The sequence below is a fragment of the Parablastomonas sp. CN1-191 genome (genome assembly GCF_049354825.1).
In the GTDB taxonomy this organism is placed as follows: Bacteria; Pseudomonadota; Alphaproteobacteria; order Sphingomonadales; family Sphingomonadaceae; genus Novosphingobium.
This window is the reverse complement of the sequence record NZ_CP186480.1, coordinates 2,134,548-2,150,291: the sequence shown is the minus strand read 5'-3', so window position 1 is coordinate 2,150,291 and position 15,744 is coordinate 2,134,548. Positions and strand designations below refer to the sequence as shown.

The 15,744-nt window shown below is 69.2% G+C and carries 11 protein-coding genes; 9 read left to right on the top strand and 2 right to left on the bottom strand.

The window, feature by feature from the left end:
* Positions 1–42: 42 nt before the first annotated feature.
* From ACOYW6_RS10675 to ACOYW6_RS10660, 4 genes are all read left to right on the top strand, one after another.
* A complete protein-coding gene (locus ACOYW6_RS10675) occupies positions 43–2,010 on the top strand; it encodes a polysaccharide biosynthesis protein (RefSeq protein ID WP_423141295.1) in 1,968 nt (655 codons plus the stop codon).
* On the top strand, positions 2,007–3,446 hold the full coding sequence (locus tag ACOYW6_RS10670; protein WP_423141294.1) for an O-antigen ligase family protein: 1,440 nt from the start codon (positions 2,007–2,009) through the stop codon (positions 3,444–3,446). Before ACOYW6_RS10675 ends, ACOYW6_RS10670 begins: the two co-directional genes overlap by 4 nt.
* A gap of 241 nt (positions 3,447–3,687) precedes the next feature.
* Positions 3,688–5,883, top strand: a complete 2,196-nt coding sequence (locus ACOYW6_RS10665) for a GumC family protein (RefSeq protein ID WP_423141293.1) — start codon at positions 3,688–3,690, stop codon at positions 5,881–5,883.
* 5 nt (positions 5,884–5,888) lie between these two features.
* A complete protein-coding gene (locus tag ACOYW6_RS10660) occupies positions 5,889–7,097 on the top strand; it encodes a tetratricopeptide repeat protein (RefSeq protein ID WP_423141292.1) in 1,209 nt (402 codons plus the stop codon).
* An 11-nt stretch (positions 7,098–7,108) separates the two neighbouring features.
* Here ACOYW6_RS10660 and ACOYW6_RS10655 read toward each other — a convergent pair whose 3' ends face one another.
* Positions 7,109–8,590 carry a hypothetical protein gene (locus ACOYW6_RS10655; RefSeq protein WP_423141291.1) on the bottom strand — a complete coding sequence of 494 codons (1,482 nt, stop codon included), beginning with the start codon at positions 8,588–8,590 and terminating at the stop codon, positions 7,109–7,111.
* Positions 8,591–8,808: 218 nt separating this feature from the next.
* Between ACOYW6_RS10655 and ACOYW6_RS10650 the strand changes: the two genes are divergently transcribed.
* Genes ACOYW6_RS10650 through ACOYW6_RS10630 form a run of 5 tightly spaced genes read left to right on the top strand, consistent with a single transcriptional unit; the run spans position 8,809 to position 14,852 of the window.
* A complete protein-coding gene (locus ACOYW6_RS10650; RefSeq protein WP_423141290.1) occupies positions 8,809–9,927 on the top strand; it encodes a glycosyltransferase family 4 protein in 1,119 nt (372 codons plus the stop codon).
* Positions 9,924–11,081, top strand: coding sequence for a glycosyltransferase family 4 protein (locus ACOYW6_RS10645; RefSeq protein WP_423141289.1), 1,158 nt, complete (start codon positions 9,924–9,926; stop codon positions 11,079–11,081). The genes ACOYW6_RS10650 and ACOYW6_RS10645 overlap by 4 nt, the downstream gene beginning before the upstream one ends.
* Positions 11,078–12,130 (top strand): glycosyltransferase family 4 protein, encoded by a 1,053-nt coding sequence (locus tag ACOYW6_RS10640; RefSeq protein WP_423141288.1) that lies wholly within the window; start codon positions 11,078–11,080, stop codon positions 12,128–12,130. The genes ACOYW6_RS10645 and ACOYW6_RS10640 overlap by 4 nt, the downstream gene beginning before the upstream one ends.
* Complete coding sequence (locus tag ACOYW6_RS10635) at positions 12,127–13,548, top strand: O-antigen ligase family protein (RefSeq protein ID WP_423141287.1); 1,422 nt, start codon at positions 12,127–12,129, stop codon at positions 13,546–13,548. The genes ACOYW6_RS10640 and ACOYW6_RS10635 overlap by 4 nt, the downstream gene beginning before the upstream one ends.
* Positions 13,545–14,852, top strand: a complete 1,308-nt coding sequence (locus ACOYW6_RS10630) for a lipopolysaccharide biosynthesis protein (protein WP_423141286.1) — start codon at positions 13,545–13,547, stop codon at positions 14,850–14,852. Before ACOYW6_RS10635 ends, ACOYW6_RS10630 begins: the two co-directional genes overlap by 4 nt.
* Here ACOYW6_RS10630 and ACOYW6_RS10625 read toward each other — a convergent pair.
* A complete protein-coding gene (locus ACOYW6_RS10625) occupies positions 14,834–15,604 on the bottom strand; it encodes a TylF/MycF/NovP-related O-methyltransferase (RefSeq protein WP_423141285.1) in 771 nt (256 codons plus the stop codon). The genes ACOYW6_RS10630 and ACOYW6_RS10625 overlap by 19 nt on opposite strands.
* Positions 15,605–15,744: the final 140 nt, after the last annotated feature.

The window sequence follows — 15,744 nt, the reverse complement described above, 5'->3', positions numbered from 1 at the left end:
CTGACGCCGCAAAAGACGCGAATACCAAGGGTTAAGAACCAGATGGCAAGTCAGACCGGGGGGCGGGCGCTGGAAGCGGCGCGAAACGCGGCCAGTTGGCTGCTGGAAAAGGATCGCCCGTCGAAGCGCCTGCTGATGGCCGGCACCGATTGCATCGCCTGCATCGCCGCCGTCTGGCTTTCGTTCTCGCTCCGGCTCGGGTTCTGGGAATTCAATACCGCACCGGTGCGCGCGTTCGCGGTGTTCCAGCTGGTCACGTTCCTGATCATCTTCAATTTCGTCGGCGCCTATCGCAACATCTTCCGCTTCCACGGTGCACGCGGGCTGATCCAGCTGGCATGGTCGTGCGCGCTGCTGGCGATCCCCAACGTGATCGTGTTCGGCTTTATCGGCATGGCCGGCGTCCCCCGCACGCTCAGCGTGCTGTTCCCGATCCTGTTCCTGGCGCTGGTCGCGCTGGTGCGCATCACCGCGCGCTACGTGCTGCTCGATGTCTTTGCGCCCGACGTCGAGCGCCAGCGCGTGCTGATCTACGGCGCCGGGCTGCCCGGGCGCCAGCTCGCCTTCTCGCTTGATATCGAACCGACATACCGGATGGTAGGCTATGTCGACGACGATCCCGCGCTGGCCGGGACGCGGATCGAGAATTATCCGATCTACCACGCCGGCCAGCTCGAACAGGTCTTGCGCGACCGCGACATTCACATCGTCCTGCTGGCGATGCCCGAACTCAATCGCTCCGCCCGGGCGGAGATCGTCAAGCGCCTGCAATCCAGCGGCGTCCAGGTCCAGACGCTGCCCGGCGTGCGCGAAATCGTCGATGGCCGGGTCTCGATCAAGGACTTGCGCGACATCGCCGTCTCGGACCTGCTCAGCCGCGATACCGTCGCCCCCGACCCCGCGCTGCTGGCCCGCGCCATAAAGGGCCGCACGGTGCTGGTAACCGGCGCCGGCGGCTCGATCGGCAGCGAGCTGTGCCGCCAGATCCTGCGCCAGCAGCCGCGCCGGCTGGTGATGTTCGAGATGACCGAGGCGGTGCTGTTCGCCATCGACGGCGAACTGCGCCAGGTCGCCGCCGAGATCGGCAGCGACGTCGAACTGATCCCCGAGCTGGGATCGCTGGAAAACGAAGCCGCCACCAAGCGGCTGTTCGAACGTTTCCAGCCCGAAGTCGTGTTCCACGCCGCCGCCTATAAGCACGTGCCTTTGGTAGAGCGCAACACCGTTGCCGGGGTGCGCAACAACGTCCTGTCGACGCTCCACGCCGCGGTCGCCGCGTGCGAAAGCGGGGCTGAGCGCTTTGTCCTGGTCAGTACCGACAAGGCGGTGCGGCCCACCAACGTGATGGGCGCGTCCAAGCGGGTCTGCGAACTGATCCTCCAGGCCCTGGCGGGGCGCCAGGACAAGACCACCTTCTCGATGGTGCGGTTCGGCAACGTGCTCGGCTCGTCGGGCTCGGTCGTGCCGCAGTTCGAGCGCCAGATCGCCGCCGGCGGGCCGGTGACGGTCACGCACCGCGACGTGACGCGCTTTTTCATGACCATCCCCGAAGCGGCCGAGCTGGTCATCCAGGCCGGCGCCATGGCGCGCGGCGGCGAGGTCTACCTGCTCGACATGGGCGAGCCGGTGAAGATCCACGAACTGGCCCGCGCGATGATCCGCCTGGCCGGCCTGACGGTGCGGGACGAAGCCAACCCCGACGGCGATGTCGCGATCGAGGAAATCGGCCTGCGCCCCGGCGAGAAGCTTTACGAGGAGCTGCTGATCTCGGCCGAGGCGCGCGCCACCGATCACCCGCGCATCATGATGGCCGACGAGGACTGCATCGGCTGGGCCGAGCTCGAGCGCGCGCTCGACGACTTGTCGCGCCTGCTCGATCACGCCGACGCGCAGGGTGTGCGGGCGATGCTGCGCCGGCTGGTGCCCGGGTTCGCCGACGGCGAAGGCGCGGTGCCGGCCGCTCACGATGAGGACGACATGCCTGCATATCCGGCCGCGGTGCGGCGTTGAGTTCGCCGCAGCGCCAGCGCCGCGGCGGATCGCCGCGCGGCCGTTCGCGGCTGTCGTTTGCCCAGCGGCTCGAACTGCCGGGGGTGCGCTTCGGCGTGGCCGCCGGCTTCCTGCTGGCGGCGTTCCTGATGGGCGGCGGATCGCGCGGCGACATCGTCTCGCTGGTGGTGCTGCGCCCGCTGGCGTTCCTGGCCGCTGGCTATGCGCTGCTGCAGCCGGGCACGGCGCGGCTGCGCGCCCTGGGGATGCCGTTCTGGCTGCTGCTGGCGCTGATGGCCTGGACGGCGCTGCAGCTGGTGCCGCTGCCGCACGGGCTGTGGAGCGCGCTGCCCGGGCGCGCGCCGTTCGCGGCGATTGATGCCATCGCCGGGGTGCAGGACCAGGCGCGGCCGCTGTCGCTGGTGCCCTCGCGCACGCTCAACACCCTGTTCGCGCTGGCAGTGCCGCTGGCGATGCTGTTGCTGCTGGCGCCGCTTGGCGACGACCAGCGCCGGCGGCTGACCTGGTTCGTGTTCCTCGCCGCCGGGCTCAGCTTCCTGCTCGCTGCGCTGCAGATGATCGGCAAGAGCGGCGGGCCGTTCTATCTTTACCGCATCACCAACTACAACAACCCGGTCGGGCTGTTTTCGAACCGCAACCACTTCGCGATCTTCCTGGCCAGTGTGCTGCCGCTGCTGGCGTACACTGCCAGCGCCGGCAGCGTCGACCCGCGCCGCCGGCCGCTGCTCCTGGCGGCGGCGCTGGGCGGGGGTTTCTGCCTGACCTTCATGGCGCTCGCCACCGGCTCGCGCTCGGGCGCGGCAATGGTGCTAGTGGCCCTGGTCGCCACGGCGTGGCTGTGGCTGGCGCATGGCGGGCTGGCGCGCAGCCGCGGCTCGAAACTGCGGCGCTACGGCCCGGTTGTGGCGGCGATCGCCACGGTCGCGGTGCTGGTGCTGGTCGTGGCGCTCGGCTCGCGTTCGACCACGTTCAACCGCCTGTTCAGCGAAAGCGTCGACAGCGACCTGCGCGTCAAGATCCTGCCGCAGCTGATCGAGATGCTGCGCGCCTATTTCCCGGTCGGTTCGGGCTACGGCAGTTTCGAATACGCTTACCGCGTGGTCGAGCCGTATAGTATCCTGCGGCCCGACTACCTCAACCAGGCGCACAACGACGCGCTGCAGTTCCTGATCGAGGGCGGACTTGTCAGCGCGGCATTGGCGATCGCCTTCGCTGCGTGGTTCGGGCTGCGCGGGATCGCCGCCTGGCGCACCGTCGCGGCGACGCGGCGCGCGCGGACGCGACCTCGGGTTGAACCTTTTGCATGGGTCTCGCTTGCCATCGTGCTGGTCGCAAGCTTTGCCGACTATCCGCTGCGGACCCCGGCGATGATGGCCTATGCGATGTTGCTCTGCACGCTCATCGCCGCGCCCCGCGCATCCGGAGAGACGCGATGATCGCGCGGGCAAAGCGGCTTTACCGCCCCGGGCAATTTGCTATTGGGCGGGCCGGAATGGGCGGGGCAGCCCGTTTTTCGGTTTCCCGCCTGTCATGGGTTTTTGCTGCTCTGATGCCTAGTCACTTCAACCGGATCGCGGTGCCTGGCGCCGCATCCGCCCTGCGCAGGACGGCCGGCGCGCGCGCCGCTGCCACCGCGACCGCTTGCAACGCGGGCAAATTCGTTCACACGGGACGCCAATGGACATGAACTACGCTACGGCCGTACCCGCGGACTATGCCGCCGAGGAGCCCGTCGATCACGCCGGTGTGTTCGCGGCGCCGGCGCTGCTGCAGTACTGGCGCTCGCTTCAGCGCAACAAGTGGATCGTTGCCGCGATCATCGCGGTCTGCCTCGGCATTGCGCTGTTGCTGACGCTGCTGGCGACCCCGGTCTACACCTCGACCTCGCGGATCGAGATCAGCCGCAACCAGGAAAACATCACCAACGTCGAAGGGCTGCAGAAGGAAGACGCCGGGCAGTCGCTCGAATTCTACCAGACGCAGTACGCGCTGCTCGAATCGCGCTCCCTGGCGGAGCGCGTGGCTCGCAGCCTCAACCTGCTGAACGACAAGGCCTTCCTGACCGCCTTCGGGATCAACCAGGAAGCCGATTCGCAGGCCGCGCCGGTATCGGCCGACGCGCGCATGAAAACCGTCGTGGGCATCCTGCGCGCCAACGTGGCAGTTGCACCGATCCGCGGTTCCAGCCTCGTCGACATCAGCTTCACCAGTCCGGACCCCGCGCTGTCGGCGAAGATCGCCAACGCGTGGAGCGAGCAGTTCATCGCCGCCAGCCTTGATCGCCGGTTCTCCTCCACGCGCGAGGCGCGCGATTTCCTTGAGCGCCAGCTCGGCCAGCTGCGCCAGAAGCTCGAGGCGTCGGAGCGCGACCTGGTCAACTACGCCTCGAACAAGCGCATCATCGCGCTGTCGACCAGCGAAGGCGCGAAGGGCGAAACCCGCAACGAGCAGACCCTCGCCGCCGCCGACCTCGAGGCGCTGAATACCGAGCTTGCCGCCGCCACCGCCGCGCGCATCACCGCGCAGAGCGCGCTGCAAGGCGCGCGCGGCGTCACCGCGGGCGAACTCGCCAATCCCACCATCAACGCGCTGCGCCAGCAACGCGCCACCCTGGCGGGCGAATACGCACGCCTGCTGCAGCAGTTCCAGCCGGGCTATCCGCAGGCCCGCGCGCTCAAGTCGCAGATCGATTCGCTCGATGCCGCGATCGGGCGCGAGGAAGCGCGCGTGCGCGGCAGCTCGGGCAACGGCTACCAGCAGGCGGTCGCGCGCGAGAACGCGCTGCGTGCCAAGGTCGAGGGACTCAAGAACGAGCTGATCGGCCAGCGCCGCGATTCGATCCAGTACGCGATCTACCAGCGCGAGGTGGATACCAACCGCCAGCTCTACGATTCGCTGCTTCAGCGCTACAAGGAAATCGGCGTCGCCGGCGTCGGCAGCAACAACATCGCCATCGTCGACCGTGCCGAGCCCGCGGGCGGCCCGTCGAGCCCGATCCTGCTGTTCAACATGGCGCTTGGCCTGCTTGCCGGCCTTGCCCTTGCAGCCGGCCTGATAATCGTGCTCGAATACCTCGACCAGAAGCTCAAGGACCCGCAGGAAGTCGACCGCATGCTGGGCGTGCCCCTGCTTGGCAGCGTCCCTCGCCTGCGTGACCTCGACATCTCGAGGGACCTGGAGAACCGCAAGTCCGAGGCTTCGGAAGCCTACTTCTCGATCAAGACCAACCTGTCGTTCCTCACCGAACACGGCGTGCCGCGCTCCTTCGCGCTCACCAGCACCGCCCCGAACGAGGGCAAGACCGTCTCTTCGTTCGCGCTGGCGGCAACGCTGGCGAAATCGGGCAAGCGCATCGCACTGGTCGATGCCGACTTGCGCAACCCGTCGCTGCGGGCGCTCCTTGGCCTGCCGAGCGGACGCGAGGGCCTGGCCAACTACCTGGCCGGCGACGACGACGTCGCGCGCCTGCTCCAGCCGAGCGGGGTCGATGGCCTGGCGATCATGGACACCGGGCCGATGCCGCCCAACCCGGCCGAGCTGCTGGGCGGGGTGCGCATGCGCCAGCTGATCGAGCGGCTGCAGACCGACTTCGACCATGTCGTGGTCGACGGCCCGCCGATCCTGGGCATCGCCGACGCGCCGCTGCTGTCCACCGCGGTCGAGGGCGTGATCGTGACGATCGAATCCAATCGCCATCGCCTGCGCGGGATCAAGAGCGCGGTCGACCGGCTGCGCACCGCGCGCGCTCATATCCTGGGCGCCATCGTCACCAAGCTCGATGAGCGCGATGCTGCTTATGGATACGGTTACGGCTACGGTTACGGCTACGGCAACAAGGACGCGGCCGAGGACGACACGGCCGTCGTCGGCTGAACGCGGTGCTGCGCAACGGGATCATTGCTGCGCTGACGCTGGTGCTGGCCGTCCTGGCCGGCAGCGACGCACTGGGCCGCGCGGCCGGCTGGCGGCTGCCGGCGCTGGCGGAGGCGATGCCGCTGGCAAACGGCTTCGATCATTCCAACATGGCCGACGTCGTGCTCGCGCCCGGCCTCCAGACCGACGTTACCGCCCCGCTCAAGCTGACCGGTGCGGCCAAGCAGCGGGTCGAATCGCTCAGCAAGGCCGGTTACGCCGCCGAACCGCTCAACAGCGAGGCGCTGCGCAACATGGCGCTGATCGCGCAAAGCCGCGGCGAGGCGGTGCGCGCCCGGGCGCTGATGCAAGCCGCCGGGCAGCTCACCAAGCGCGATCTGGCGGTGAACCTGTGGCTCGCCAACGATTACGCACGCGCCGACAAGGTCGACGATGCGCTGGCGATGTACGACCAGGCGCTGCGCACCAGTTCGCAAGCGCAGAGCCTGATCCTGCCATCCGTAATCCAGGCCCTGCGCGGCGATACGTTGGTCGATCCGGTCATTCGCCTGCTGTCGCGGCGGCCGCCGTGGCTCGACGAGTTCTGGGCGACCGCGCCGCGCTTTCCCGATTCGCTCGGCAACCTGGGCCGGATCCGCATGGCGCTGGCGCAGCGGGGCATCGGCATTGCGCCGAACCTGGACCGCGAGCTGGTCGAGGCGCTGGCCGCGACCGGCCACTTCGATACCGCCAGCGCGCTGGTGCACCGGCTCGCCCCCGGAGCGCGCGGCGCGGAGGCTGTGACCGATCCGGGCTTCGACCATCCGATCGGCTTCGCCCCGTTCGACTGGGCGCCGCTGTTCGACGAATCGCTGACCACCGACCTCGACCAGCGCGCCGGCACGCTGCGCATCTCGACCATCGGCGAGGGCAGCGGCGAGGCCGCGCACCAGTTGGTCGACCTGCCGGTGCCCGCTTACCGCCTGTCGGTCCGCGTCGCCGACTGGGACGATGCCAAGCGCGGGCGGATTTTCCTGCGGCTGCGCTGCGCGCAAGCCGCCAATCCCGCCGAAAGCGCGCAGATCCCGGTCGAATCCCCGCAGTTCGCGGTCCGTGTTGCCAAGCCCTCGCCCGGGTGCCGCTACAACTGGCTGTCGATCTATGCCGCGGTTCCGAGCGACCATGCCGACAGCGCGGTCACGCTCGACCGAGTATCGCTCGTCCCCGCGCCCTAGGGGGCGGCAGATCAGCCAGCAGCGCGGCCGTTTACGCGGCTCGCGCGCAGCCGGATCCCGTTCGAACCGCTCGACAGCAGGCCCCCGGTCACGTCGCTGCTTTCAACGTCGATGCTGCCCGGGCTGTCGGCGATCAGCACCGATGCACCCGCTGCCTTGCTGTTGCTCAGCCGCATCCGCCCGCGCACGTTCTGGAACGCCGGCTGACCGGCTCCGCTGATGGTCAGGCCGCTGGCCTCGAAGCTGCCCAGCGACTGGCTGACCACCCGCCCGCTGACGCGCCCGCCGCGCACCGTGAACGCGGTCATCGCGTCGCCGCCAAGGAACGTGGCGATCGCGGGCGACGACTTGGTGCTGGCTTCGATGGTGTCGACCGCGAACTGGCGGGTCTTGTGCGTGATGACCTGGTAATTGGTCGCCGATCCGCAATTGGCGATCGTCAGCGAACCGAACGAGACCTGGCCCGAGACGCGGTCCTGGGGCCGCTCGGTAATGTCCTCGATCGCCGCGCGCGAAAAGCCGCGGATCGACGCGCGATCAACCCGCAGCGTGCCGACCCCGGCATAGCGGATGCCGACGTTGAACAGGGACGGGGTCTTGCGCTCGCTGACGCCGCCGCCGTCGAGCGGCGGGATTGATGACGGGCGCGCCCGGTCGAGGTCGAGGTCGCGGATCGTGACCGAGCCGATGCCCACGGCGGGCGCCCCGCCCACCCCGAGCCGGTGGCCGCGCACCGTGCCGACAGTCCAGCTGCCGATCGGGGCGCTGGTCGGATCGGGTTCGAAATCGGCGGTATAGAGCCCGCAGCCACCGGTCTGGATCACGCCCGCGACCGTGCCTGCGGCCCCGCTCGTGACCGACAGGCAGTTGCGGTAGACGTTGTCGCCATAGATCGTCCCGATCGTGCAGCTGCCCAGGAACCCGCGCGCGTCGCAGCCGGTTTCGACCACGTCACCGCCCAGGTTGCGGCCATAGACGTCGCCGCATTCGAAGCGGCCGATGCGCGCACCGGGGCCGGCGTAGACGTAGACGCCGGAATTGAACCCGGTGGCATTGGTGCCGCGCGCGGTCATGCCCCCGTCGATGGTCGCCGCGCCGCCCGGCCACAGCCGCACGCCGTCGGCACTGACGACGATGAAGCGTTGCCCACGCCCGCGCGTGTCGAGCTGGCGGAACACGGTGGCGCGCCCGTCGGTCAGTACCGTCAGGCCCGCAGGCGGCGACCAGGTGAGCATCGTGTACGTCCCCGCCGGGACGCGCAGCGCCATTCCGGACGATACCGCCTCGCGCGCGGCGCGGTCGAAATACGGGGCCAGGTCGGCGCGGACCGAACCGTTGGCGATGGCGGCGCGCAGCGCCGCGGGCACCGCGTCGAGCACGCTGCGCGCGGCCTGGGCGCTGGCACAGGCGGGCGCGGCAAGCGCGGCGGCGGCGACCAGCAGGCCGCCGATGAAGCGGCGGCGGTCGGGCGCGGCAAGGGTCTGTCGTTCCATCGTGCCTCGTTACAACAGGGTGCCTGAACCGCCGCGATCCGCGCGGGCAGGCCGATGTTCAGCAACGGCCGGGCGGCGGACAGGTTGCCGCCGCGGCGGCGCGGCGACGATCGGCGTTGTCATCGCGGCCATCGGCGCTATGGACGGCGGCTGGTTTTCTCCTGCTCCCTGCCATCCGGCAAGGGGCTGTAACGGCACCGGTTTCGGCTGATCGAGCGATGAAGATAGTTCTGACGACCGGAATCTTCCCGCCCGATATCGGCGGCCCGGCCAGCTATATCCCGCGCATCGGTGCCGCGCTGGTTGACCGCGGCCACGAGGTCGAGGTGGTGACGCTTGCCGATGCCGAGGCAATTGCCGCGCCGCGCGCCTTTCCCTTTCCGGTCCACCGCGTTCCCCGAGCCATGCCGCGCGCGGCCCGGATGATCCGCACTGTGCGCACGATCAAGGCGCTCGCCCGGTCGAGCGACGTGATGCTGGCCAACGGCCTGCATCTTGAAAGCGCGCTCGCCGCCCGGCTGGCGCGGCGCCCGGCGGTGGTAAAGGTGGTGGGCGACACGATCTGGGAACGCGCCCGTCACGCCGGCCGCACCGAAACGCTCGACCAGTTCCAGGTCGCCGCGCTGCCGCGCCAGTGGCGGGCGATGCGGGCACTGCAAAACCGCTATGTCGCCGCCTTTGACCGGGTGCTGACGCCCAGCGCCTATCTCGGCCGGATCGTCCACGGCTGGGGCGTCCCGCAAAGCCGGATCGATGTGATCTACAACGCCGTCCCCGATCCGCTGCCGGGCGCGGCCGCGCCCACGGTCGACATCGTCAGCGTTGGCCGTCTGGTCCCGTGGAAGGGTTTCGCCGACCTGATCGCGATTGCCGCGGAGCACGGCTGGAGCCTCGACATCGTCGGTGACGGACCGCTGCGCGCGGACCTGGAAGCACAGGCGCGTGCCGCCGGCGGACAAGTGCGGTTCCGCGGCCACCTGCCGCAAGCGGACGTAGCCGGCGCGATCCGCGCGGGCCGCGTCTTCGTGCTCAACTCGAGCTACGAAGGGCTGCCGCACATCGTGCTGGAGGCGATGGGCGCGGGCGTCCCGGTGGTCGCCAGCGGCGCTGGCGGCACGCCGGAAACGATCCGCGACGGCGAAACCGGCCTGCTGGTTCCGGTGGGCGACAATGGCGCGCTCGCCGCCGCGCTGGAGCGGATGCTCGGCGACGCGGCCCTGCGCGCCGAGATGGCCGCGCGCGCTGCCGCGCTGCTGGCAGAGCAATTCTCGTTCGCGCGGATGGTCGCCGATACCGAGGCGCTGCTCGAACGCGTCGCCGCCAGGCGCCGGGCATGAGCACTCCGCTGCGGTTGGTGATCCTGGGGCAGGATTCGCACATGTTCGCGCGCCCCGGCGGCGCCCCGAATGACACCCGCGCACGTCATCTCGAATACGTGCGCGAATTCCTGCGCCGGCGGCCGGGATCTGAGGTGCGGATCATCGTCCATACCCGCCGCGGCGACGGCTTCGTCCATGACCGGCCGTTCGCGGGCCTGGAGATTTTCGGCACCGATTCGCCCTCGCGGCTGCGCGCCCCGCTCGACATGCTGCGGCTGCTGCGTTCGATGCTGAAAAAAGGCTGGCAGCCCGACCTGATCACCTGCCAGACCGGCTACGAGGAGGGCCTCGTGGCGTTCCTGTCGGGTGCGAGGCGCGCCCGCATCCAGGTCCAGGTCCATGCCGATGTCTACGGCGCCGCCTTTGCCGCGCGCGGGCGCATCAATCGCCTGCGCGCGTGGGGCACACGGCGCGCGATCCGCCGGGCGGATCACGTCCGCGTCGTCTCCAGCGGGATCGAGCGCGCCATCGTCGCGGCGGGCGACATGCCGGCGGACCGCATCGCCGTGGCGCCGGTGCCCGTGGCCTTTGCCGCGCAGGAGCGCCGTCCCGATGCCGGCAACCCGGTGCTGCTGTTCGTTGGCCGGCTGGTGCCCGAAAAGGACCTTGGCCTGTGGTGCAGGACGGCGCGGCTGGTGCGCGAAGCGATGCCCGAGGTTCGCCTGGTAATCGCCGGCGATGGGCCCGAGCGCGCGGTCGTCGCGCGCGAACTGGCGGGCCAGGTCGACGCGCTGACCATGAAGGGGGCGGTTGCCTATGACGATCTTCCGGCGCTGTTCGCCGCCGCCAGTCTGTTCCTGTTCACCTCCGAACACGAGGGGCTTGGGCGCGTCGTGGTCGAGGCGATGATGGCTGGGCTGCCGATCGTGTCGACCGACATCGACGGTCCGCGCGACCTGATCCAGGACGGGGCGACCGGACGACTGGTGCCACGCGATGCCGCCAGCCTTGCCGATGCCTGCCTGGCGCTGCTGCGCGATCCGGCGCGGGCGGACGCAATGGCTGCCGCGGCGCGCGCGTGGGCAGACGCCCATTACTCGTTCGCGGCGGTGACGCGGCGACTGGTCGACAGCTGGGAAGCGGCGGCGGCGCTGCCGAGGCGGCGGCCATGAACCTGCTGCTCCTCAACCTCAGGGTGGACCGCGACGACACCGCGCTGGGCTTCACGACCGACTGGATCAACGAGCTGGCGAAGCATTTCGACGCCATCACCGTGATCACGATGTACCGCGGGAAGCTGGCGGTGGCGAATAACGTCACCGTGCTGAGCTGCGGGCTCGAGAATGGGTGGTCGAAACCCCACCGCGTCGCCGTGTTCTACCGCCGCCTGTTCGAGGCGCTGCGGCTGCGCCGGCACGACGTCTGCTTCGCGCACATGAACGCGCTGTTCCTGGCGATGGCAGGGCCGGTGCTGAAGGCGCGCGGCATTCCGGCCGCGCTGTGGTACGCACACAACCACCGCAGCCGCATCCTGTCGACCGCGCTGTTCTTCGCCGACCGGGCGCTGGCGTCCACCAAAGCGGGCTTCCCGATCTCCACCCCCAAGCTCAAGGTCATCGGCCAGGGTATCGACACCCGGCGTTTCCGGCCTGCAGAGGGGCCGCGACCGGCCGGACCGCTGCGGCTGATCACGATCGGTCGTTTCGCCCCGGTCAAGCAGATCGACTGGATGATTGCGGCGCTCGCCCGCTTGCGGCGCGAGGAGCCGGGCCTGCCGGTAAGCCTGGCGATCATCGGCGAGGCACTGGGCGCGCCCGATCATGCCTACGTCGAGCGGTGCCGGGCGCTGGCCCGCGAACTGGGGGTGGAAGACGCGATCGAATGGTGCGGACCGGTCGGGTTCGCCGACGTTCACCTGGCCTACCATCGCGGCGACGTGTTCCTGTCGGCCGGCGGCAGCGGGCTCGACAAGACGATCCTCGAAGCGATGGCGAGCGGGCTTCCGGTCATCGCCATCAATCCGGCGCTGGCGGAGCCGCTGGGATCGTTCTACTGCGCCGACATCGACGCCTATGGCGATGCGCTGGTGCGCATGGCCCGTCTCGGCGACGAGGCCCGCGCCGCGACAGGAGCGAACTTGCGCGATTATGTGATCCGCGAACATGACCTCGTCGGGCTCGGCCGCAAGATCGCGGGCGAGCTCAAGGCGCTGGTGCGATGAACGCGGTCCCGCCTGCCGCCGCGGCGCCTGGTCCGCGAGATCCGCGGCAGCGCCCGGGTGCGCCGGGCGCTGCCACGCGGCGCATGGTCGTGCCGATCGATTTCGTCACCCTGGCCGCCTTCGCGGTGGCACCGGCCATGGCGCTGTACCAAGGCATCACCGCCGGACTGGGCGTGCTGCGGCCGCTCGATCCCTATACCGCCACGCTGGTGCCACTGCTGGTGATCGTCGGCTGCCTCGTGCTGCGCCTTACGGGCGTGAAGCGCATCCTGGCGCTGCGCGGCCTGCGCCGCTCGATCTGGTATCTGCTCGGCTATCTGCTGGTGGTGCTGTTTTCGACGCTGGTGGTCTTTGCCGACCCGATCGAGCGCGATCCCTCGCAGATGTTCCAGCAATACCTGTCGACCGCCGGGGCGGCGCTGGTGTTTTTCGTGATGATCGCGGCGCCGTCGTTCCCGGCGGCGATGCGGGCGATGAAGATCGGCATCCTGGTCTGGGCGTTCGCCGCGATCCTGACCCCTCTGACGGTTCTGACCCCGTTGCCCATCGGCGAAGTGCAGGGCGCCTACGAAGGGTCCGCCGGCGTGCGCAGCTTCGGCGTGCTGGGCGATGGCGGTGCGTTCGTAGTGTCGTTCCTGGCGGTGGCGTTCTTCGTCTCGCGCCGGTTCGGCTGGCTGGCACTGGCGATGCTGGCGCTCGTGATGTCAGGCTCGCGAATTCCGCTGATCGTGGCCGGCGCGGGGATCGCCGGAGCCATCGTGCTGTCGAACCCGGCGGGCGCCGGCCGCCGCCCGGGCGCGCGGGCGATTCGCGTGGTCCTGGCCAGCCTGATCGCAGCGCTGCTGCTGGTCAGTATCCAGGTGCTGTTCTCCACGCTGTCGCACAAGTTCGGTGCGCTCAACGCATTCGACCGACTCAACGATACCGACTTCACCCAGTCGGACCGGTTCTTCTCGATCGTCCAGGGCCTCGAATGGGCAAAACTGTCGCCAATTTTCGGCAGCGGCTACAACTCCTATTTCTACTTCTCGCTGCGCTCCGCCGCGTTCGGGGCCAACGCCAGCTCGGCGCTCAACCAGATCATCCAGACGCTGGTCGACGGCGGCGTCCTGGCGCTGCTGTTCCTTGGCCTTTTCTTCTACGAGACGCTGCGTCCCGGGCCGGGCCGCCTGATGATGGACCGCCGCGTCGATCCCCTGGCGATGCGGGTCTGGCTGCTGACCTTCCTGGTCCTCAACCAGAGCGCGGTGTTCATCTCGCCGGCGGGCTACCTGACGATCCTTGTCTTCGCGCTCAGCGGCATGGCCGTCTACGGGCGCGAAGTTACCACCGCGGCAATGCCCCGCCTGCCCGCGCGGCGCCCGGCGGGGCCGCCGTCCGGCCCGGTCCGGCCGGGGACCGTTCCGCACCCGCGATGAACCAGCTGTGGAAGCGGGCCTGGGCGCTCGTCGGCTTCGGCCGCTTGCAGACGCTGTCGATGGTGACCTTTTCGCAAGGGTTCGTGGCGATCGCCTATTTCGTCCAGATGGCGGTGCTGGCGCGCATCCTGCCGATCGCGGAATTCGGTAAACTGGCCACGTTGTTGTCGGTTGCGAACGTGATGGAAGCCGCCGTCGGCGCCCGCGCCGCCGAAACCGCGCTGGCTGCCTTCGCGGAATTGCGGCTCGACGATGTTGCCGGGCGCAACGCACTGGTGGCGCGGCTGCTCCGCATCGATTTCGCCTGGAGCAGCGCGATCTATACGCTGCTGGCGCTGGGCGTGCTGGGCTACGACTACATGCGGGGTACCAATTCGCACTGGTTGCTGGTGCTGATGGTCGGCTCGTGGTTCGCGTTCCCGTGGGGCACGCTGAAGGCCTACCTGACGATCTACCGGGGACCGCGCGTCTTTCCCGCCATCGAGATGAGCTATGCCGCGGCGATCGTACTGATCGGGCTGGGGCTGGCGGTACTTCTGGGCGGCTTCGGCTTCGTGCTGGGCATGGTCTTCGCCGCGATCGTGCGCAGCGTCCAGGGGCTGCGCCAGTCGCAGCTGTCGCTGCGCAAGCTGGCGGGCGAAACGCCCGAGGATCGCGGCGTCACCTCGCGCCGGCTGTGGTGGTTCGGGCTGACCGGCACGGTTCGATCGGGGCTGATGAACTTTGCCCAGCAAATGGACGTGCTGCTGCTATCGGCCGCGGCCTCGCCCACATCGGTTGCTCTCTACCGCGCTGCCAAGACGATCAGCGGGGTCAGCCAGCGTTTCACCACGCCGATCTGGTTCGTGCTGAAGCGGCACATCATCCTCGGCAGCCGCGCCGATGCCGCCGAAGCCTCGCTCAAGCTGGTGCTGCTCGCCTCGCTCGGCTTCGCGGCCATCGGATTCGTGGCGATCCCGCTGGTGATCTGGCTGGGTGATCCCATCATGGGGCTGGCCTTCGGGCAGAACTACCGCGCCGGTTCGGGCGCGCTGGCGTGGCTGCTGATCGGCGCCTGGACGCTCTACGCGGTCACCGGCTGGTCCAGCCTGTTCGGCTCGGTCGCCAACACGCGCCTCACCGTCATCGGGCTCTACGTTCTGCAGATCGCCTGCTTCGGCACGGTCGCGCTGGTGCGCGGCGTCGATCACGTCTCGCTGGCGTTCGCGCTGGCGCTATCGCAGGTCCTGGTCGCGGGCTGCTTCTGGGTGCTGCTGGCACGCAGCCGCCGCGCCCGGCGCGCCGCTCAGGCGGCGGCCGGGTAAGGCTTCTGTGCGATCCGCGCCGTCTCGTCGACGCGCGCCAGGAACACCGGAGTGGGCTGCGCGGCCAGGAACTCGTCCACCGCCTTGCGGGCCCCGTCCCAGCCGCCGTAGTCGTCCAGGATCAGGATCCCGCCGGGCTTGAGCAGTGCGTAGAGATGCTCAAGCTCCGCCTTGGTCGAATCGTAGAAGTCGGTGTCGAGCCGCAGGATGGCGATCTTTCCCGGCAGGTTGCCGGGCAGGGTGCTGGTCACGTCGCCGACTACGTAATGGAGCTTGTCGGCCGGATAGTCGGCCCGCGCGAGGCATCCCTTGACGTCCTCGAGGCTGGCATAGCACCAGGCGTTGTGGTCGTCCTTCTGCTGGGCCTTGAAATTCACCACCGTGCTCTCGGGCGTCTTGCCGGGCTTGGCATCGAACACCGTCGGCGCGGTCATCCCGGCGAAGGTATCGTACAGCCACAAGTCACGGCTCTGGTCGCCCAGGTGCTTGAACGTCAGCGCCGCCAGCAGCGAACTGCCGCCGCGCCACACGCCGCATTCGACGAAGGCGCCCTCGATCCTCTTGGCGGTGACGAACTTGGCCGCGCGGAAAAGCGCGTACTGCCGCAGCTGCGACGTCATCGTGAAGCCGCGCACTTGCGCCGCGAGCGGAAAGAAGGCGGGATCGAAGTCGGTCGTCTCGGCCGTCAACCGCCGTGCCAGCACGCGCGTGACCGAAACCAGACGCTGTTTCGCCGTCGTGAACACACCCATGAACGTCCCCTCCGTTCGTGTCAGTGGTGATGAGATGACGGCTGTAAACGGCGATATCGGCGGTTGTCCACCCCCTCCAAACGCGCAGTTTTGCACGCGCGCGGCGTGCCGCGTGCCCACCGCGATTGCTTTCGGCGGGC